Raw genomic sequence first — 18,745 nt, forward strand, 5'->3', positions numbered from 1 at the left:
AAAACTCGTCGCGTGTTCAGCTCAGTGGGCATCCCGGCGCAGATAGCGACGCGATATGGCATCGAAAGAGATGGCCAGCACGACGATTGCACCCGAAACAATACCCTGCCAGTAAGGGGAGACACCGAACAGAACGATAATGTTTTCAATAATAGCGATGATACCTGCACCGAATATCGCACCAATCGGGCTGCCGATACCACCCGTTGTGGCAACGCCGCCGATGACAGATGCTGCAATCGGAGCCAGAACCCAGCTATCACCAATCGACGGCTGTGCAGTTCCGAGACGCGCCACCATCAACACACCAGCCAGACCTGCAATGGCGCCAGCAGCGCCGAACACCATCAGACGCACACGATCCACGCGAATGCCCAGCATGCGGGCACCGTCACGATTGTTGCCGATGGCATACATGTAGCGACCAAACGGAGTTTTCAACATCACGAATGTCGCGATCAACAGGGCCACAAACATGATGATGAATGGCACTGGCACGCCGAACAAATCTCCACGGCCAAGATATTGCACATCCCGCGGAATACCTGTGATGGCAACACCGCGCGTCAGCACCAGATTGGCTCCGCCGAAAATGCCCGCTGTACCAATGGTGAGCACTAGTGAATGCAGGCGGAGGAAGGTGACGAGGAAACCGTTGAATAAACCAAGGCAAAGGCCAAGCAGAATGGCCAGCAACATGGCCGAATAAGGCTCAAAACCCATGCGGACCATCAGAATGCCCGATACAACGCCGCAAAGCCCACCGATCACGCCAAGCGACAGATCGAGCTCGCCCAGCACCATCAACATCGACTGTGCAATGGTGATGAGGCCGACAAAGGCGAGGCCGCGTGCAACAACCGACAGATTATAGGGGGTCAGGAAGTAAGGCGACATGATGGCCGAAAGGCCAAAGATCACCAGAAGGGCCACAAAGACACCGGCCAGCGGCGTGCGGATGAGATTGGAAAGGGGATTAGTTTGCATCGGCTTTTACCTCTGTTCCAAAGATCGCGCCCACGAGTGTTTCATTGTTGGTATCGGTGGTGGAGAACTCACCGGTGATATGGCCGTTATGCATGGTGATGATACGGCTTGCGCATTTCTGCAGTTCGTTGAGTTCTGAAGAAACGAGGATGACACCGACGCCTTCTTCGGCGAGATTCTTCATGATGCGATAAATCTCGGATTTGGTGCGGATATCGATGCCCTTCGTCGGCTCATCAAAGATCAGCACACGCGGACGCGTCGCCATGGCGCGACCGATAATCGCTTTCTGCTGATTGCCACCCGAGAGCTGGGAGATGCGCTTGCCCATGCCAGACGTTCGGATCCCGTAATCATCGATAATCGTCTGCACGATGTTGCGTTCACGGGCGTCGGAAATGCCGAACCTGCCGCTGGTCAGCTCCAGGATCGAAATGCCGATATTTTCGCGCAACGACAGAAGCGGCAGAATGCCGTGATGCTTGCGCTCTTCTGAAAGATAGAGCATGCCGCCGGAAACCGAGCGCGAGGTATCATTGAGTGTCCAGCTTTCGCCCTCGACCTTCACTCTGCCCGCTTTGGCGTTCAAAAAGCCGAAGATCGTCTGCATGACCTCGGAGCGTCCAGCGCCCACCAGTCCGGCAAAGCCGAGAATCTCGCCTTTGCGAAGATCAAAACTGATGTCTTCAAAGCGCGAACCGGACAGCCCGCGCACTTCCATGATGGTTTCAGTGGTCGGTTTTGACGGGCGGAAATGTTCGTCGAAGGAGAGATCACGGCCAGACATGGCGCGGATCAGATCGGCTTCGGTGATGTCCTTGATCTGACCACTTTCAATCTTCGTGCCATTGCGCAGAACGGTATAATCATCGCCAATCTGGAAGACTTCTTCCATCTTGTGGCTGATGAAGACAATCGCATGGTCGCGATCAAGCAGGCCGCGAATGACTTTGAAGACACGCTCGACCTCAACACGGGTCAGTGATGATGTTGGCTCATCAAGGATCAGCACCTTCATCTGCGCATTGGTGCAGGCGCGTGCAATCTGCAAGAGCTGCTGATCGGATACGGAAATATTGGCAACCAAATCATCCGGCTGCGCTTCAATGCCGAAACGGTCGAGATAGGATTTTGCCTCTTCCAGCAAAGCCTTGCGGTTGACGATCAAGCCGCCATGGCCTGTTCGGCTGAACGGCATGAATAGATTTTCGGCAACGCTCATCTGCGGGAACAAGGCCAGTTCCTGCGGGACATAGGCGACGTTTTTATAGAGTGCAGGATCCGCCACCGGATCGCGTCCATCGATCAGCACCTGACCGCGCGATGCGCTGTCGGTTCCGGTCAGAATTTTAACGAGGGTTGATTTGCCAGCACCGTTTTCACCAGCAAGAATATGTGTGCGACCCAGCTCGATTTTCAGGTCAACACCATCCAGCGCGGTTACGCCCGGAAAGTCCCGGCCTAATCCGCTTGTTTCAAGATAAGCCATGATGGACACCTTGGAAGACTATCGCTGCGTTTCCGACAAGCTGCCGGTCATAGCCGATAGAACAGGAAAAAAGGGAGCACGGGAGAGCCCGTGCTCCAGCAACGAGATCGGAACGGATCAGTTGCCTACGTTTTCCTTGGTAAGGAAAGCATTGCCGGTGTCGATATAGCCAGGAACCGGAGCGCCGGTTGCCTGTGCCCAGAGCGTCATAACCGACCAGTAGCCCTGCAATTCAGGCTGGGATGCGGACGAGCTGTCAGCCACGCCATTGCGGATCATGTCGAGCATTTCCGGCAGATTGTCGAGACCGACCAGCGTAACCTTGCCTTGCTTGCCAGCTTCAACGATAGCCTGACCAATGCCGATCGGACCAGCTGCATCCGAAGCAACCCAGCCCTTCAGGTTTGGATTGGCCTGCATGATGGCCGCTGCCTGCTGCTGCGCGATTTCGATGCTGTCGTTGTCGATGCCTTCAGCAACAACCTTGATGCCCGGATGCTCTTTGAAAACTTCGCGATGGCACTCAGCGCGGATCGAATGGTTCGGTGCGGTTGGCACGCCCATCATGATCGCGACTTCACCTTCGCCGCCGAGCACTTCAACCAGACGACGGGCAGCGATCTTGGCCTGCTCACAGAAGTCCGAACCGATATGGGTGATGCTCATGCCTTCTGGTGGCACGGAATCGAACAGGACCAGTGGAACCTTCTGGTTCTGTGCTTCTTCGAGCGATGCACGGTTGCCCGATGGATCGAGAAGATCCAGTGCGAGGCCATCTGGACGGGTGGCAAGTGCGCTGTCGATAATCTGGTTCTGCTGAACAACGTCTGCGCTCTGTGGTGCGGAGTAGACGATTTCAACATTGGCGCCGGTCTGCGCTTTCAAAGCGGCAGCGGCCTGCTGCGCACCTTCATTCACCTTGTCAAACCAGGGGTGAACGACTTTCGGCACGATGACAAAGCGGTAGCTGTCTTTTTTGATAGTACCTGGCGCATCCTGCGCCATGACCGAAACAGGCAACGAAAAGGCAGCAACAGCCGCCAGCAAAGCAAGCTTTTTCATAAATTCCTCCCTTGGAAATCAGACGAAACTTCCTCCCGCCTGACTATTAAAAGATCACCCGGGAAGGCTCCTCTGCCTACGGCCCGATAGCGAACTCGTGCCACTAATACATATGTATATTTAAAATTACAAGAGTAATATGTTCGCTCTGATGTGGAAAAGATGCGTGAACGATTGCTACTGTGCATATTCCACAACAACTCAAGCTCCGCGCTTCCAGCACGAGGCTCGGATGATATTAAAATCCGCAGAGTAGGTTAGTTTTCACGCGCCATTGAGATTGCAGCAGCCAGCAAAAATACGGCGGCGCGCATTTGGTTGATTAATGCGTTCGGGTCGAGAGTATCCGGTTGCCGTCAAGCAAGATACAGAGCACTGGATTCAGGGTCGATTTCAATGCGATTGCGACCGCTGGCTTTTGCTTGATAAAGGCTTTTGTCAGCGCTGCTAATCAGCTTTTGTAATGACAGAGGGTCGGCTGATCCGTGGCTAATGCCAGCGCTGACAGTCAATGGAATGTGCTTGTTTTCAAACATAAATACATTGGTTTTCATGGCCGTTTGCAGCTTTCGCGCCAGCTTCTCTGCTTCTTCAATGCTTTGTTTGGGCATGATAACCAGAAATTCCTCGCCGCCGACGCGGGCGATCAGGTTGAATTCGCGATATGTGTGACGGATGAGGTCTGCGCAGTGTTTGAGAGCTGCGTCTCCGGCCGCATGTCCGTATGTGTCATTCACAGATTTGAAATGATCAATATCCAGCATTACGACTGACGTCGTATGATCCAGTTTTCGCCCCTGTATGGTTTCCATCAGCGCTTGAATACTCCAGCGGTTGTACAGACCCGTTAAAGGGTCGCGCATAGCAATCTCGCGCAAAACCGCAACCGTTCGTTCATACGCTAATGACAGCGAAAATGCGCCGCTTGCGCTGATGTGAATCGTGGCTGCAATCAAGTTGATCTCAAGGAATATGTCTGCGGGAAGCAGGCTTTCGATTTCAGGTGAAAGTATCCAGCCTTGTATGACACGTAGCAGAGAGGATAGGCCGATAACGACATAGGCCAAGATAAGCCCCAATTTGGAGGGTAGCTTTTCTTTCTCGTATATGAGGGCGATGATGATGGCCAATATCTGTGCCGCTATGGCCAAATTGATAAAGCCAAAAACCAAGCCTTGGCCCAAAGAGGCTGAAAATAACAGCGCTAAAATGATTGCTGCCGTTAGGCCGATGAACCAGACCGGCGATGATGGATGGCCAAAAAAGTTACGAATTGCTTGCCAGCGAAGACCTAAACCAATCACGAGCAACGCGTTGGGAATTAGCAACGCTTCTGCCGAACCGTTGATTTTTTTTGCGAATTGGAAAAAAGCAATAGCAAATAAGAAATTAGAAAGAACGAGGTTAAACCAATAGCGTCGATCTCTATCGCCTAAGCTTGCAAGCAAAAAGGCTGCCGCAAAAACCAACAGCAAGAATGCATTCACCGTGAACATTGTTTGCTGGTCAAGGTTAAATAAGGCGCTCATTAACTCTTCACGGTCGAGATGGGTGTATCTTTATTGAAGCCTATAACCTGAATTACTTAAAAGCGATACATTTAAGAATAATACGCTTATCAAAAGCCTTTCAGAGGGCTTTCCCTGAACGGCTTTTGATTGTAGTTCAGCAATTGATCGATATTTCTAGACAGCTTGTAGAAATGCGCTTAGTGCCTCAAGTTCTGCGGGACGGATTTCATGGCCGCCGGGTGCAATTAGTGCATCCACATCTGCACCCTGTGCTTTGAACCATTCAATCAGGCTCTTTGAGAGCTTGAGTGGCGAAATTGGATCGACTTCGCCAACCGTGATCAGAATGCGTTTGCCGGAGAGAGCCGGCTGTGGCTCTGGCGTCCATGGTATCAGCGGATGCATGAGTGCCGCACGGTCAAACAGGCTTGGGTCGCGAAACAGCATGGATGCCAGAATATTGGCGCCATTTGAATAGCCGAGCGCAAAGATTTCACGACCCGTGTTCTGCTCGCGGACCTCGCTTATAAAGCCCAGCATTTTTTGGGTGCGCAGGTGAAGGTCATCCATATCATAGACACCTTCACCTGTGCGGCGAAAGAAACGATTGGCACCGAATTCCGATACATCGCCGCGCGGGGAGACAATGCCTGCATCGGGCAGCATCTGGTCGATCAGGCCGGTAAATTGGTGTTCATTGCCGCCTGTGCCGTGAAACGCGATAACAACGGGCGAACCGGCAACACCTTCGCGCACAAAGCTGATATATTCATTTTTTGTCATGATAATCCTCCAAAGGAGGGCACCTCCGGGAAAGCCGGAGGCATCCAGTTATTTATCTGTCAAAGGTTCGAGATTGGCTTCGATGCGATCACGATAAGCTTCATAACGGCTTGGCAGTTTGAGTGCCTCGCCCAGATGCGCTGTGTCTTCATCGCGGTCAAAGCCGGGTTCGTTGGTTGCGACTTCAAACAACACGCCGCCCGGTGTGCGGAAATAGATCGCCCAGAAATAATCACGGTCAATCACAGGTGTTACGTGGTAACCCGTGTCCATCAGTGCCTTGCGTACTTCAAGCTGTGCAGCGCGATCCGGCACCGCAAAGGCGATGTGGTGTACGGAGCCTGCACCCTGACGCGCCGCCTGAGCGGAAGGAAGAGCTTCGAGGTCAATCGTATCGGCACCATTGCCATTTGGCATGATGAAGCGGCTGACATTGCCTTCGGTTTCAGCGCGTTCATAACCCATGAACTTGAGCAGCTCGGCACTGGCATCAATGTCGTGAAGCCGCATACGCGCGCCGCTGAAGCCACGAATAGCGACATCCTCAGACACACCTGCACTCATCCAAGGTGCACGTTTGTCGTCTTCGATCTCGACGAGTGCAAAGCCATCGCCATCCGGACCGTGAAAACGCAGGCGTTCGGAACCAAACACAAGGTCAGCTTCAAGGCCGGTTACGCCTTTAGCAATAAGGCGGTCTTTCCAGAAGCCGAGTGAACCCTTTGGCACGGAGAATTCAGTTTCACCAACTTCACCAATACCTGGACGGCCGCGAACGATATTCGGGAAAGGGAAGTAGGTCATGACCGAGCCGGGGGTGCCGACTTCATCGCCATAATAAAGGTGGTAAACACTTGGCTCGTCGAAATTGACGGTCTTTTTTACACGACGCAGGCCGAGTGTGTCGGTAAAGAAGCTATTGTTCTGGCGCGCATCAGCGGCCATCGAAGTGACGTGGTGAAGGCCCTTAATCTGGTTCAGCATGATATTTGCCTTTCTGCGGCATTACCGCTTTGCAATCTTGTTGAGCCGAATTTAAGAGACTTGATAGTTGATAACAATTGTCTCAATAATTGCTAATCTATTACACAAAGTGCAATAATAAAATGAATGAACTGAAAGCCCTGAAAACCTTTCTTCTGGCGGCAGAGAAGCGAAATTTTGCCCAAGTGGCGCGGGAGTTGGACATGACACCAGCCTCCGTTACCCGCACAATTGCGGCACTGGAGGAAGATCTGGGTGTGCAGCTTTTTGTCCGCACGACGCGGCAGGTTTCATTGACAAGTGATGGTGCAGTCTTCGCTGCGCGTATTGAACCGGCAGTGGAAGCGCTGGAGGCTGCGCGGCATGACCTCATGAATGTTCATAAGGCAGATCAGGGGCGCTTGCGCATCAATGCGCCGATGTCGCTCGGCCAGCAGGTGCTGCCGCAAATTCTTTCGGCGTTTCGGGAACTGTATCCAAAGATTGAGGTGGAGTTGTCGCTGACGGATCAGATGCTCGATATTGTCGAGCAGGATTTCGATCTGGCGATCCGCATCTCCGGTGCACCGTCGGATAAATTCACCATCTGGCGCAAGATCATTGAGATCAGGCGCATTCTAGTCGCGGCGCCCGGTACGCCATATGTTGATGTGGAACATCCGAGTGAACTGAACTCGGATGGATGTCTGGGCTATAGTCCAGAAAGCCGCCGTGAAAACTGGACCTTGTCGGATGGAAGTGCAACCTTCAATATTTCTGCTGGGCGCATGATCAGTGCTAATAATGGTGAAGTGCTCGCCAATATGTCGGCTGGCGGAGCAGGCGTTGCGATGCTGCCGACCTTTATTGTGGCGGAACATCTGCGTACGGGTCGGCTTGTTCATATCTTGCCGCAATGGTCGCCCCCGCAGCTTTGGCTGACGCTGTATTATCCACCGTTCCAGAAATTGCCGCCACGTATTGCGACATTCTCTGATTTCTTTGAGCGTGAAATCAAGGCGATTGTTACCCGGATGGTTTGATAGTTGGCTTAAGCCTGCGGAATAATTCATCGAATTATGGTCAAAATGGTGGGCGGCTGTTGAGCATCTCCTGTGCTTATTGCGCATACATAAATACAATTTATTGACAAAATGGCGATAAGCTGATGACATAAAGTGAATAAAATAAAAGGGGCGTTAAATGGTGCACGATACAGAACCGCAAAGCGGTGCGGACGCATTGTTGGAAATACGAGAGTCAACCTTTGATGAGGTGTCTCTTCCAAAGCATCTTCGTTCTGTTGCATCACTTGGCCCGATTGTTTCCTCGTCTCACCTTGCCGAAGGTGGCTCGCCGGGCATGTCGGAAGTTGAGTATGGGCTCATTCTGGCTTCCCATGCATTTTCGCGCTGGATGGTTCGCTGCATGGCCGCAGCCGGTTTGCCGGGCCTTTCTCCAATTGAAGTTCTTATCCTACATTCCATCCGGCATCGCGGACGCGAAAAGAAGCTGGCTGATATCTGTCTGGTGCTTGATATTGAAGACACGCATATCGCGACATACGCCATCCGTAAGTTGGAAAAAGCCGGTCTTCTAACCACTGGTAAGGCGTCCAAGGAAAAGACGGTCAAGATCACTGAAAAGGGAGCAGAGGCTTGCGCGCGTTATCGCGAGATTCGTGAGCGTCTACTTGTCGAATCGACCGCCAATGCCCGCCCTTCAGAAGAAACCCTTTCGGAAGTTGCCGCATTGCTGCGCTTCATGTCCGGTGCATTCAATCAGGCCACGCGGTCTGCCATAACACTATAAGAGAGTTACGAGTTTGAGCGGAACTGTGTCTAAGCCTCTGCTGACAGTTGAGGGTCTAAGCGTTGAATTTGGCAGCAATCGCGTTGTTGATGATCTGAATTTTTCTGTTGCGGCTGGCCGTACGCTTGCGGTTGTCGGTGAATCCGGTTCAGGAAAATCGATCACGTCACTTTCGATTATGCGCCTCGCTGATATGAGCGGCGCAAAATTTCCCAACGGTCGTATTCTGTTCAACAGCCCTGACGGCGAACGTGATCTTCTGAAAGCCGATCAAAAAGCGATGCGCGGTATTCGCGGCAAAGACATTGCGATGATCTTTCAGGAACCGATGACCTCGCTCAATCCGGTCTTCACTATCGGCAATCAGCTTTCTGAAGTGCTGATGTTGCATGAAGGCATGTCGAAGAGTGCTGCTCTGGTTGAAGGCAAGCGGCTGCTGGAAATGGTGCGTCTGCCTGATGCCGAAGGCTTGCTGAAGCGTTATCCGCACCAGCTTTCTGGTGGTATGCGCCAGCGCGTGATGATCGCTATGGCACTGGCTTGCCGACCTAAATTGCTCATTGCTGACGAGCCAACAACGGCCCTTGATGTCACCATTCAGGCGCAGATTCTGCACATCATCAAAGATTTGCAGAAAGAGCTTGAAATGGCAGTCATTTTCATCACGCACGATATGGGCGTGGTGGCCGAAATGGCGGATGATGTTGTGGTGATGTGGAAGGGTAAAAAGGTCGAAGAAGGTCCGGTCGGCCGTATCTTTGAAGCACCACAGCATCCGTATACACAGACGCTTTTGTCGGCCGTTCCGAAACTTGGCAGCATGACGGGCGAGGCGTTTCCAAAACGCATGCCGGTGATGATGATGCGTGATGGTGTGCCAGTGCTGTCAGGTGAAGAGCGTATTCAGGACACAGCATGTTATAGCGAAAAGCCACTTCTTGCTGTTGACGATCTTTATGTTCGCTTTCCGATCAAGAAAAATCTGTTCGGCAAAGTTACCCATGTCTGCAATGCCGTCTCGAAAGTCGCGTTCGACATTTATCCGGGTGAAACGCTCGCACTTGTTGGCGAATCCGGTTCGGGCAAATCGACCATTGGACGCACAATCCAGCAGCTTCAATCGCCGCTGGCTGGCGATATTCGCTTCAACGGCAAAGCCTATTCGCAAATGAGCGCTCAAGAGCGCTATGCGATGCGTCGTGAAGTGCAGTATATTTTTCAGGATCCGTTTGCGTCACTTGATCCGCGCAAGACTGTCGGCTTTTCCATTGCAGAGCCTATCCGCACGCATGGTCTTCTCGACAACAACAAGGCGATCAATGCGCGTGTCGCAGAACTGCTGGAGCGTGTTGGCCTCGGCCCGGAACATGCATCGCGCTATCCGCACGAGTTTTCCGGCGGGCAGCGTCAGCGCATCTGCATTGCACGTGCGCTTGCTTCAAAGCCGAAACTGATTATCGCCGATGAAGCACTGTCGGCGCTTGACGTCTCTATTCAGGCGCAGGTGATCAACCTGTTTATGGACCTCCAGAGAGAGCAGGGCCTGGCCTATCTCTTCATCAGCCATGATATGGCAGTGGTTGAGAAGATGAGCCATCGCGTGGCGGTGCTGTATCTTGGTCAGATCATGGAACTTGGCTCGCGTCGTCAGGTTTTTGAAACGCCGTCGCATCCTTATACGCAGCGTCTGCTTTCAGCAGTACCTGTCGCTGATCCTTCTGCACGCACCGAACGTGCAGCCTTGGAGGGTGAAATTCCGAGTACAACGCGCCGGATCGACGACAAGCCAATCATCTATAATCACCGCGAGATTGCACCAGGCCATTTCGTTGCTGAAAGCGCTTGAATTCTTGCAGCATTTTTTCACCGCATTATCCAACGCAAAGCCGCTTCACATTTTTGCTGGAAATGCTTCAACGAACCCAAAGGGGAAACTAATGATAAAGAAAGCACTGAAAGCCGCTCTTCTGGCGTCCGCGCTGTCGACGGCTGTGATTGCGTCGGCTCCGGCTTTTGCCGCAGGCAAGCTCACCGTCTCGTCGCCGCAGGATCCAGGCAGCTGGGATCCGATTGATACGTTTCTCGTCAATTGGGCGTCGGTTGCAACCAATATTTTCGACGGTCTGGTTTATCGCGGACCTGATTTGAAAATCGTTCCCGGCCTAGCAACGTCATGGGAAGAGCTGGATGACGGCAAGCGCATTCGCTTTACCCTGCGCGAAGGTGTGAAGTTTCATGATGGCGAGCCATTCAACGCAGAAGCTGTAAAGTTTACTTTTGATCGTCTGCTTGGCGATGAAGGCGCAAAAGGTCCGCAGCGTTCGAACTATATCGCAATTGACAAGGTTGAAGTGATTGACGACAAGACCGTTGATTTTCATCTTAAAGCCGCTGATCCGGTTCTGATCACCAAGCTTGCTGGCTATGGCGCAATGATCGTTCCGCCGAAATATATCGCTGAAAAAGGCGAAGACTATTTCAATACGCATCCGGTTGGCACAGGTCCGTTCAAGTTTGTGTCCTATGAGCCAAAGGTCAACATCAAGCTCGAAGCTTTTGCTGATCACTGGGGCGGTGCACCGAAGCTTTCGGAACTGGAATATCGCTTTATTACCGAACCTTCGACCGCTGTTGCCGAACTTCAGGCTGGCCGTGTTGATCTCGTCATTCCGCCGACCATTCCAATTGGCATGATCCCGACGATTGAGGGTGATGCAAATCTGGAACTGGTTACGACAGACGGCCCAACCGTTGATGCTCTGCGCTTCAACACGCGTGACGGCATTACCAAGGATGAGCGCGTTCGCAAGGCGCTGATTATGGCTGTTGATCGCGATGCGATCATCCAGTCGATCCTTGCTGGTCAGGCAAAGCCTATTGCCAGCTTCCAGGGCGCTTTGTCGTTTGGGTACGACCCAGAACTCAAGCCACTTCCGTACGATCCTGATCAGGCCAAGAAGCTTCTTGAAGAAGCAGGTGTTCAGCCCGGCGCAACGGTGCAGATCGACGTTCGCGGTAATGACGCGACGTTTAACGAAGTGACACAGGCTGTTGCCAGCTTCCTGCAGATGGTAGGCATCAATGCAACCATCAAGCCATATGATGTGAACGTGCTGCTGAATGATGTCATTCCACAGGGCAAGACCGGCGCTATGTTCCAGCAAAAATGGGGCGGCTGGACATTTGATTACGATAACACGGCTTACTCGATGTATCATTCGGGCGAGAAGTGGAACCCGTACGAAAAGGACGAAAAGCTCGACAAGATGCTTGAAGCGCAGCGTTCGGTTCTTGATCGTGGGGAGCGTGAAAAGATGCTGCAGGAAATCGCCAAATATGCGGCTGATAAGGCGTATGAAATGCCGCTTTACAGCTCCAAGGCGATTTACGGCGTCAACAAGCGGGTTAAGAACTTCGTGCCGGCCCCGGATAACCGTTTGCGTCTCAGCGACGTGACTGTTGATTGATAAGACTAATGTGGCGAGCCGTTCATCGGCTTGCCACTCTATTTCGGAGGCGCTTTGGTGGCCGGATTTCTTTTAAAACGAATTTTACAAGCGTTGTTCGTGCTGGTTGCGATGACGATGCTCGTCGCCTATGCAATCCGGCTGACGGGCGATCCGGCATTGATGCTGACGCAAGGTGCGGGTAGTATCACAGAAGCAGATCTCGAGCGCATTCGCGAAGGGCTTGGCCTTAACCAACCGTTTCTCGTTCAATACTGGCAGTTTCTCAAAGGTCTCTTTACCTTTGATTTCGGACGCAGTTTCCTTGGTGGTACGCCAGTATCTGTGTTGGTTGGAAAGGCATTGCCCGCAACTCTGATGCTCGCCTTTGCGTCGCTTTTTGTTTCGCTTGTTATTTCCATTCCACTCGGCATCAAGGCAGCTGTATCCCGCGGCAAGTGGGCGGATCAGCTCATTCGTGTTTGTTCGCTCGTTGGTCTGTCATTCCCGAATTTCTGGCTGGCCACCATGCTGGTTCTGCTGTTTGGCATTTCATTGCAATGGCTGCCGCCAAGCGGCATGAGCGGTATCTCCAGTTTTATTATGCCAGCAATGACGATGGGCATTATCCTGACGGCAACCAATGTCCGTCTTGTACGCACGTCGATGCTGGAAACGTTGCAATCGCAATATATTATGGTGGCGCGCGCCAAGGGTCTGAGCGAAAACAAAGTGCTCTACAAGCACGCTCTTCGTAATTGTGCAATTCCGCTCATTACATTTATTGGTCTTCAGTTTGGTGGTCTTTTGGGCGGCATCGTGGTCATTGAAAAAGTCTTCAACTGGCCGGGTATGGGTACGCTTGCTTTTGATGCTGTTGGCGGCCGTGATTACCCGGTTCTGCAGGCCACAATCGCAATTTTGTCGATGATGATTATCGGCGTCAATCTTATGGTAGACATTGCATATGGCCTTGTCGATCCGCGTATCCGGACGGAGTAGAGCAATGGCTACACAAGCGGTTAAAAAGACCTCAAACCTCCGGCTTTCGCGTTTTGCAAGTCTGGAATTCATTGTCGGCTTTTTGCTGACAGGCGGCATTTGTTTTGCCGTCATCTTTTCCGGCTATCTGTTCCCCGCTGGTGCAAACAAGGTGGACCTTCTTGCGCGTCTGACGCCGCCTTTCGTTAATCCTGCGCATATCTTTGGAACTGATCCGCTTGGACGCGATGTGCTGGCACGCGTGATTATCGGTGGCAAAATTTCGCTGTTCGTGGGCTTTGTATCCGTTATCGGTTCTGTGATCATCGGTACGATCATGGGGCTGGTTGCAGGCTATTATCGGGGCTTCTGGGACATGGCGCTGATGCGTTTTGTCGATGTGCAGCTTGCAATGCCTTTTATTCTGCTTGCGATCACGTTCATGGCTATTCTCGGCGGCGGTTTGGTCAACACGATCATTCTGCTGATTGTGTCGCAATGCGTGCAATATGCCCGACTTGTGCGAGGCTCGGTGCTGTCGCTGCGCGAGCGCGAATTTATCTTGTCTGCGCGCGCCATCGGCGTGAAAGACTGGCGCATTATCTTCCAGCATCTGTTGCCAAATCTGCTTGGCCCGGTCATCGTTTTGATGACGCTGAATGTGGCCAACAATATCCTGCTTGAATCCAGCCTGACCTTCCTGGGCTTTGGTATTGATTCAACCATTCCAAGCTGGGGCGGCATGCTCGCTGATGGCCGCACATATCTCCAGACTGCATGGTGGGTGAGCCTTTTCCCCGGCCTCGCCATTCTTTTCACTGTGCTTGGCCTCAACCTTCTGGGTGACTGGCTGCGTGACAGTCTCGATCCAACCGGCAGGACATCGCGATGAGCGTGATTTTTGAAAAGACTTATCAGCGTTCAATTGATGTTTTGATCGAACGCTTTTCAAAGCCGGAATTGCGTGGCGCGAAGTTAGAAGCCTGGCTGTTCGATGATCAGCCTAGCCGCTTCGCAGCAGAAACGAAACTGCGTGAGGCTGGCATTGATGCCCATCTGCGCTCAGCCTATAAACCGCTTCTGCATTTCTTCCTTGAAGAGGTGGATGGTGAAGCCCTCAAAGCTGCAACAATCCGCTACCCGCGTCATGACAATTGCGTCGAAAACCGCTTTTTGCTTGAAACCTATCCGCTGTCCGCGCTTCTGCCCAATGTAAAAATCAGCTTTAGTGCATCGGGTGAGGATGATTTCAACTATGAAGTCGACCTTACATTTGCCGATGGTCACACAGAAAATCATCGTGTTTTCGCACCCAATCGCGTGCATGAAGATTTTATCGGCGAAACGCTTGTCTCACCAACCGGCTGGCTGATTGTCGAACATGAAGGCAGTGTCGAAAATGTGCGCTTTGAGACAGCCTATGAAAAGCTGTTTCATGACACGATCTCGACCATTACATCTCATGATTGGGGCAGGGGTGAGCCATATTTTGAAGAGCTGAACATTTCGGTCAGTCTGCCGATAACAGATCGTCGTCTTCCCTATGATGAAGAAGCACTGAGCCTCACTGAAGCTCTGCACGAAGATATCTATTTCTCGCTGCTCGAAGTTTTTCAGAAAAAGTCGGGTCGGCCGGTTGGGGATCGCGGCTTGCAGCCGGGACAGATTGTGCCGGAAGTTCGTTTCCGTGATGCCGACCCTTCTGTGAAGGTGGAAACACGTCCGCTGGCAACGGCGGATGCACTCACTGCCGAGCAGGTGCTGGAAAATGCACAGGCCCCGCTTTCCGCGGACCAGATCCGCCGTGAAATTGCAAAACTGGGCGGCTCGCCTTTTGAAGCGAAGACGCGTGCAGGCCGTAGCGTGCGCGCCACCTATGTCTCGGGCAGTGATCTGCCGATGATGATCAGCGCTGGTCAGCATGCCAATGAAACGACGGGGATCGTTGGTGCATTGCGGGCAGCCACACGGCTTGCCACGCGCGATGGTGGGCATTTCACGATTTCGCCGCAGGAAAACCCGGACGGATATGAAATTCACAAACGTCTGTGTGTTTTGCAGCCACATCATATGCATCACGCGTCTCGCTACACCGCTCTGGGCGATGACTTGGAATATCGCACGGGAGAAGGGCTTTTTGAAAAGGCCATCCGTGTAGAGGCTGAGGCTCTTACAAATGCGAAGCTTCACGTCAATCTGCATGGCTATCCATCGCATGAATGGACGCGCCCGCTATCGGGCTATGTGCCGCGTTCCTTTGCAATGTGGACGCTGCCAAAGGGCTTCTTTCTTATCATCCGCCACCACGCGTCATGGGAGAAAGAAGCTGAACAGCTTATGGATCATGTGACTAAGCATCTTGGTGCTATCGATGGTCTGCTTGAATACAACGATGCGCAGATCAAGCTTTTCGAACAACATGCCGGCGAAACGGGTTTCCGCATTATCAACGGCTTCCCATGTCTGGTTGGTGTTGATGATCGGCATACAGTTCCGCTGACATTGATCACCGAATACCCGGATGAAACCATCTACGGTGACGCTTTTGTCAAAGGTCATACGGCACAGATGGAAACCGTTCTCTCAGCCTATGATGCCTTGCAATTATTCTCGTTCAAGGCTGCGGCAACGAGCTGAGCGTATTTTAAATAAGGACAAGAAAAAGCCGCCCTCAAAAATAAGGGCGGCTTTTTTATTTGTAGTGTATTTGACAGTCAGACTGGAAGCCTCTGCTTGACCAAAGTCGTCCAGTAAGAGCAGCCCCAGGCAATGACATCGTCGTTGAAGTCGTATTTGGGGTGGTGCAGATTGGCGCTTGGGCCATTGCCGATGTTGATCATCGCGCCCGGTACTTCGTTGAGCATGAACGCGAAATCCTCACCACCAAGCGTTGCAGGCATATCGCGGGTTACGCGATCAGCGCCGGAAACAGCTTCTGCGGCAAGCGCTGCCAGTTCCGTTTCATGCTCGTGATTGACGGTCACCGGATAATTGCGCTGATAGTCGAGCGTCGCCTTTGCGCCAAACGCATCAGCAACGCCTTGTACCGCACGCGATAGTTTTTCTTCGATATGATTGCGGACCTCTTCACGCAAGGTACGCACAGTTCCGGTCAGTTTGATCGACTGTGGAATGACGTTAAACGCATCGCCACCATGAATCGTGGTGATGGAGATCACCGCAGAATCGAGCGGGTCGATGGTGCGTGCACTCAGCGTCTGGATAGCCTGAATGAGTGCTGCCGTTACAGGGATCGGATCAATCGTATGGTGCGGGGAGGCCGCATGGCCACCCACACCATCAATTGTAATATCCAATACATCGACCGAACCCATGATCGGGCCGGAATTGATCGTGAAATTGCCAACTTCGAGGTTGGGACGATTGTGCATGCCGTAAACTTCGTTGACCGGCCAGCGCTTGAACAGTCCATCGTCGATCATTGCTTTCGCACCAGCGCCGCCTTCTTCAGCAGGCTGGAAGATGACGATGACTGTGCCATCGAAAGCGCGGCTTTTGACCAGTTCACGCGCTGCACCCAAAAGCATGGTCGTATGGCCATCATGTCCGCAGGCATGCATCTTGCCCGGTACTTTGGATGACCATTCGGCACCGGTTTCTTCGAGGATCGGTAGTGCGTCCATGTCAGCACGCAGAGCAATTGCGCGGCCTGACTTGTTGGTTTGACCACGAATGACGCCGACAACGCCTGTGCGGCCAATGCCTGTTACGACTTCATCAAGTCCAGCTGCGCGTAACGCTTCTGCCACCTTTTCAGCGGTGCGATTGACGTCATAAAGGAGTTCCGGATTTTCATGCAGATCACGGCGGAAGGCGATGAGTTCGTCAAGCTGGTTCGAGGTCCAGTTTTCAACCGGCATTTCAGGCTCCTTGTTCTTTCGTCTCAAGGCTGTAGCGGAAATCGCAATGGCTTGCGCCCTTCATGATCGTCTGTGTGCGCTCAAGCTTCATTTCCGGATTATAGCCGATGCAGAAATCACCATCGCGATTACACGAGAGCAGATGCCCGATATGGCCTAACCCCATGTCGCGATACATTTCAGAATAGCGGCAACGCTTCACATTGAAATCGAAGTGGTCTTTGCCCTGCGAAAGAACTTCGATTTCCAACGCGTTGTCTTTTGTCCAGAGTGGCAGAATATCGGCAAAGTCCTGCAAGTCTGGCGTGCGGCCAAGCTCTTCCGCAAACACTTTACCCTGATCTATCGCCGAGCGTGTTACCGCTTCGCCGATTGCTGCCTGAGCTTCTTCTTCGCCTGACCGCTCACGAAGAACCTCATAGACATTTTTGAGAACGAGAGCCTCGATGCGGCGTCGTTCGAGAATTGGCAATTGATTCATGGATCTACCTTTCGCATGAATGTTTGACAGTCTGATTTATAAATTCGGTTCCGTAAGGTCCTTGCGCCGCAGCCATGCGAGATAGAAAGGTGCAATCTTTCGTGCCATTGAGTGGAACGGCAGTGGTGCAGGTTCAGAAACCGGAAGTGCGAGTTCTTGCAATGGTTCACCATCAAGCGCGCGTGCAAATTCCCGGCCCATTGCGGTGCCGAGCGCAACGCCACGACCATTGCAGCCGATCCATGCCCAACCATTGGTCCCAAGCTGATGAACACGTGGGAAACGGTCCCATGTCATGCCGATGTAGCCGCTCCAGACATGCGTCATTTCCGGCTGACCAAGTGCTGGGAAAGCCTCTGCAAGATTGCGCGCAGCTTTGTGCTTCACGCGTTCTGCAACGTTATAGTTGCCCATGACCACGCCGCCGGTGATGAGGCGATTACGTGCGTCGTAACGGAAAAAGCGAAGATCGCCGCGGGTATCGGAAACAGCCTGACGACCCGGAAGGATCATCGCGCGGAGATTATCACTCAGCGGTGCTGTTGCCATTTGCCACGACAACACCGGCACAATTGTCCGTGCCAGACGTGGGGCAAGGCTTTCCTTTATTTCACCGGTATAGGCGTTGGTCGCCAGCAGAAACCCTTTTGCACGAACGGTTGCATTGCCGGTGCGGACTTCCCAATGATCGCCCTTACGTTCAAAAGAAGTAACCGGACTTTGCTCATGGATGGTCGCGCCATGACGTTCGGCTGCCGCTGCCAGACCACGCGCCAAAGCCAGCGGGTTGATGTGACCGCCTGTCGGGTTGAACATGCCGCCATACCAGAAATCACTGCCCAAGAGCTGTGATGTGGAAGCGCTGTCGAGATATTCTGCAGGGAAACCAAAGCGCTTCCATGCTTCGACGCGTGCTTGAGAAAGTTTAACGCGGCCCGGAGAATGTGCTGGCTGAAACCAGCCTGTTTGTTCGGCTTCAGCTTCGATTTTCTCATCGCGAACAATCGTGAATAGTGTGTCGGCACTGTTGCCAATCAGCTTTGCAAAGCGTTCACCGGCATCGCCATAGCGTTTGGCAATGGCATCCGGTTCAGCCGCTGTCATGGTTGGAATGACTTGTCCGTTGTTCCGTCCCGATGCGCCCCAACCAACACCATTGGCCTCAAGCAGAATAACGCGCTTACCGCGCTTTGCGAGATGCAGTGCTGCCGAAAGACCTGTGAAACCACCGCCGACGATTGCAACATCCGCTTCTGTGTCGCTGTTTAATGGCGCGGCCGGTATGCGGGACGGTGCGGTTGCAGCCCAAATGGATGGAGGGAACTGGATATGTTGCATAGTATCAGCCG

General features: G+C 52.6%; 16 protein-coding genes. 7 read left to right on the top strand and 9 right to left on the bottom strand.

Annotated elements, in window-relative coordinates:
- Positions 1-21 precede the first annotated feature (21 nt).
- From U2P60_RS04610 to U2P60_RS04635, 6 genes are all read right to left on the bottom strand, one after another.
- Positions 22-987: an ABC transporter permease gene (locus U2P60_RS04610; protein WP_313829413.1), complete on the bottom strand. Its 966-nt coding sequence runs from the start codon at positions 985-987 to the stop codon at positions 22-24.
- A complete protein-coding gene (locus tag U2P60_RS04615) occupies positions 977-2,476 on the bottom strand; it encodes a sugar ABC transporter ATP-binding protein (RefSeq protein ID WP_413571534.1) in 1,500 nt (499 codons plus the stop codon). Before U2P60_RS04615 ends, U2P60_RS04610 begins: the two co-directional genes overlap by 11 nt.
- A gap of 117 nt (positions 2,477-2,593) precedes the next feature.
- Positions 2,594-3,538 (bottom strand): substrate-binding domain-containing protein, encoded by a 945-nt coding sequence (locus tag U2P60_RS04620; RefSeq protein ID WP_313829415.1) that lies wholly within the window; start codon positions 3,536-3,538, stop codon positions 2,594-2,596.
- Positions 3,539-3,894: 356 nt separating this feature from the next.
- Positions 3,895-5,067, bottom strand: coding sequence for a GGDEF domain-containing protein (locus tag U2P60_RS04625; RefSeq protein ID WP_413571535.1), 1,173 nt, complete (start codon positions 5,065-5,067; stop codon positions 3,895-3,897).
- Positions 5,068-5,223: 156 nt separating this feature from the next.
- Positions 5,224-5,832, bottom strand: a complete 609-nt coding sequence (locus U2P60_RS04630) for an alpha/beta hydrolase (RefSeq protein ID WP_413571536.1) — start codon at positions 5,830-5,832, stop codon at positions 5,224-5,226.
- A gap of 48 nt (positions 5,833-5,880) precedes the next feature.
- Positions 5,881-6,816 (bottom strand): VOC family protein, encoded by a 936-nt coding sequence (locus tag U2P60_RS04635; protein WP_413571538.1) that lies wholly within the window; start codon positions 6,814-6,816, stop codon positions 5,881-5,883.
- A gap of 122 nt (positions 6,817-6,938) precedes the next feature.
- On the opposite strand from U2P60_RS04635, the gene U2P60_RS04640 reads away from it, so the two are divergent.
- From U2P60_RS04640 to U2P60_RS04670, 7 genes are all read left to right on the top strand, one after another.
- A complete protein-coding gene (locus U2P60_RS04640) occupies positions 6,939-7,838 on the top strand; it encodes a LysR family transcriptional regulator (protein ID WP_413571539.1) in 900 nt (299 codons plus the stop codon).
- Between the two features lie 160 nt (positions 7,839-7,998).
- Complete coding sequence (locus U2P60_RS04645; protein WP_413571540.1) at positions 7,999-8,607, top strand: winged helix DNA-binding protein; 609 nt, start codon at positions 7,999-8,001, stop codon at positions 8,605-8,607.
- A 25-nt stretch (positions 8,608-8,632) separates the two neighbouring features.
- Positions 8,633-10,453: a dipeptide ABC transporter ATP-binding protein gene (locus U2P60_RS04650; RefSeq protein WP_413571541.1), complete on the top strand. Its 1,821-nt coding sequence runs from the start codon at positions 8,633-8,635 to the stop codon at positions 10,451-10,453.
- Positions 10,454-10,544: 91 nt separating this feature from the next.
- The gene (locus U2P60_RS04655; RefSeq protein WP_413571542.1) at positions 10,545-12,074 is read left to right on the top strand and encodes an ABC transporter substrate-binding protein; all 1,530 of its coding nucleotides are present in this window, start codon (positions 10,545-10,547) and stop codon (positions 12,072-12,074) included.
- Between the two features lie 57 nt (positions 12,075-12,131).
- Entirely contained in the window at positions 12,132-13,055 is a 924-nt protein-coding gene (locus tag U2P60_RS04660; protein ID WP_413571543.1) for an ABC transporter permease, read from the top strand.
- A 4-nt stretch (positions 13,056-13,059) separates the two neighbouring features.
- Positions 13,060-13,926 carry an ABC transporter permease gene (locus U2P60_RS04665; RefSeq protein WP_413571544.1) on the top strand — a complete coding sequence of 289 codons (867 nt, stop codon included), beginning with the start codon at positions 13,060-13,062 and terminating at the stop codon, positions 13,924-13,926.
- Positions 13,923-15,671, top strand: a complete 1,749-nt coding sequence (locus U2P60_RS04670; RefSeq protein ID WP_413571545.1) for a peptidase M14 — start codon at positions 13,923-13,925, stop codon at positions 15,669-15,671. The genes U2P60_RS04665 and U2P60_RS04670 overlap by 4 nt, the downstream gene beginning before the upstream one ends.
- A 77-nt stretch (positions 15,672-15,748) precedes the next feature.
- On the opposite strand, the gene U2P60_RS04675 is transcribed toward U2P60_RS04670, so the two are convergent.
- Genes U2P60_RS04675 through U2P60_RS04685 form a run of 3 tightly spaced genes read right to left on the bottom strand, consistent with a single transcriptional unit; the run spans position 15,749 to position 18,734 of the window.
- Positions 15,749-16,915, bottom strand: coding sequence for a M20 aminoacylase family protein (locus U2P60_RS04675; RefSeq protein ID WP_413571546.1), 1,167 nt, complete (start codon positions 16,913-16,915; stop codon positions 15,749-15,751).
- Between the two features lies 1 nt (position 16,916).
- Positions 16,917-17,396, bottom strand: a complete 480-nt coding sequence (locus U2P60_RS04680) for an L-2-amino-thiazoline-4-carboxylic acid hydrolase (protein ID WP_313829428.1) — start codon at positions 17,394-17,396, stop codon at positions 16,917-16,919.
- A 36-nt stretch (positions 17,397-17,432) separates the two neighbouring features.
- Positions 17,433-18,734: an NAD(P)/FAD-dependent oxidoreductase gene (locus tag U2P60_RS04685; RefSeq protein WP_413571547.1), complete on the bottom strand. Its 1,302-nt coding sequence runs from the start codon at positions 18,732-18,734 to the stop codon at positions 17,433-17,435.
- Positions 18,735-18,745 lie beyond the last annotated feature (11 nt).

Origin of the sequence: Brucella sp. H1_1004 (genome assembly GCF_047308065.1) — a bacterium.
GTDB classification, from domain to species: domain Bacteria; phylum Pseudomonadota; class Alphaproteobacteria; order Rhizobiales; family Rhizobiaceae; genus Brucella; species Brucella pseudogrignonensis_B.

Bases quoted from the DNA above. Each gene is read 5' to 3' on its own strand.
- U2P60_RS04670 (WP_413571545.1), top strand. From the start codon at position 13,923: ATGAGCGTGATTTTTGAAAAGACTTATCAGCGTTCAATTGATGTTTTG.
- U2P60_RS04610 (WP_313829413.1), bottom strand. From the start codon at position 987: ATGCAAACTAATCCCCTTTCCAATCTCATCCGCACGCCGCTGGCCGGT.
- U2P60_RS04680 (WP_313829428.1), bottom strand. From the start codon at position 17,396: ATGAATCAATTGCCAATTCTCGAACGACGCCGCATCGAGGCTCTCGTT.
- U2P60_RS04685 (WP_413571547.1), bottom strand. From the start codon at position 18,734: ATGCAACATATCCAGTTCCCTCCATCCATTTGGGCTGCAACCGCACCG.
- U2P60_RS04655 (WP_413571542.1), top strand. From the start codon at position 10,545: ATGATAAAGAAAGCACTGAAAGCCGCTCTTCTGGCGTCCGCGCTGTCG.
- U2P60_RS04675 (WP_413571546.1), bottom strand. From the start codon at position 16,915: ATGCCGGTTGAAAACTGGACCTCGAACCAGCTTGACGAACTCATCGCC.
- U2P60_RS04645 (WP_413571540.1), top strand. From the start codon at position 7,999: ATGGTGCACGATACAGAACCGCAAAGCGGTGCGGACGCATTGTTGGAA.
- U2P60_RS04625 (WP_413571535.1), bottom strand. From the start codon at position 5,067: ATGAGCGCCTTATTTAACCTTGACCAGCAAACAATGTTCACGGTGAAT.
- U2P60_RS04620 (WP_313829415.1), bottom strand. From the start codon at position 3,538: ATGAAAAAGCTTGCTTTGCTGGCGGCTGTTGCTGCCTTTTCGTTGCCT.
- U2P60_RS04640 (WP_413571539.1), top strand. From the start codon at position 6,939: ATGAATGAACTGAAAGCCCTGAAAACCTTTCTTCTGGCGGCAGAGAAG.
- U2P60_RS04635 (WP_413571538.1), bottom strand. From the start codon at position 6,816: ATGCTGAACCAGATTAAGGGCCTTCACCACGTCACTTCGATGGCCGCT.
- U2P60_RS04665 (WP_413571544.1), top strand. From the start codon at position 13,060: ATGGCTACACAAGCGGTTAAAAAGACCTCAAACCTCCGGCTTTCGCGT.
- U2P60_RS04630 (WP_413571536.1), bottom strand. From the start codon at position 5,832: ATGACAAAAAATGAATATATCAGCTTTGTGCGCGAAGGTGTTGCCGGT.
- U2P60_RS04615 (WP_413571534.1), bottom strand. From the start codon at position 2,476: ATGGCTTATCTTGAAACAAGCGGATTAGGCCGGGACTTTCCGGGCGTA.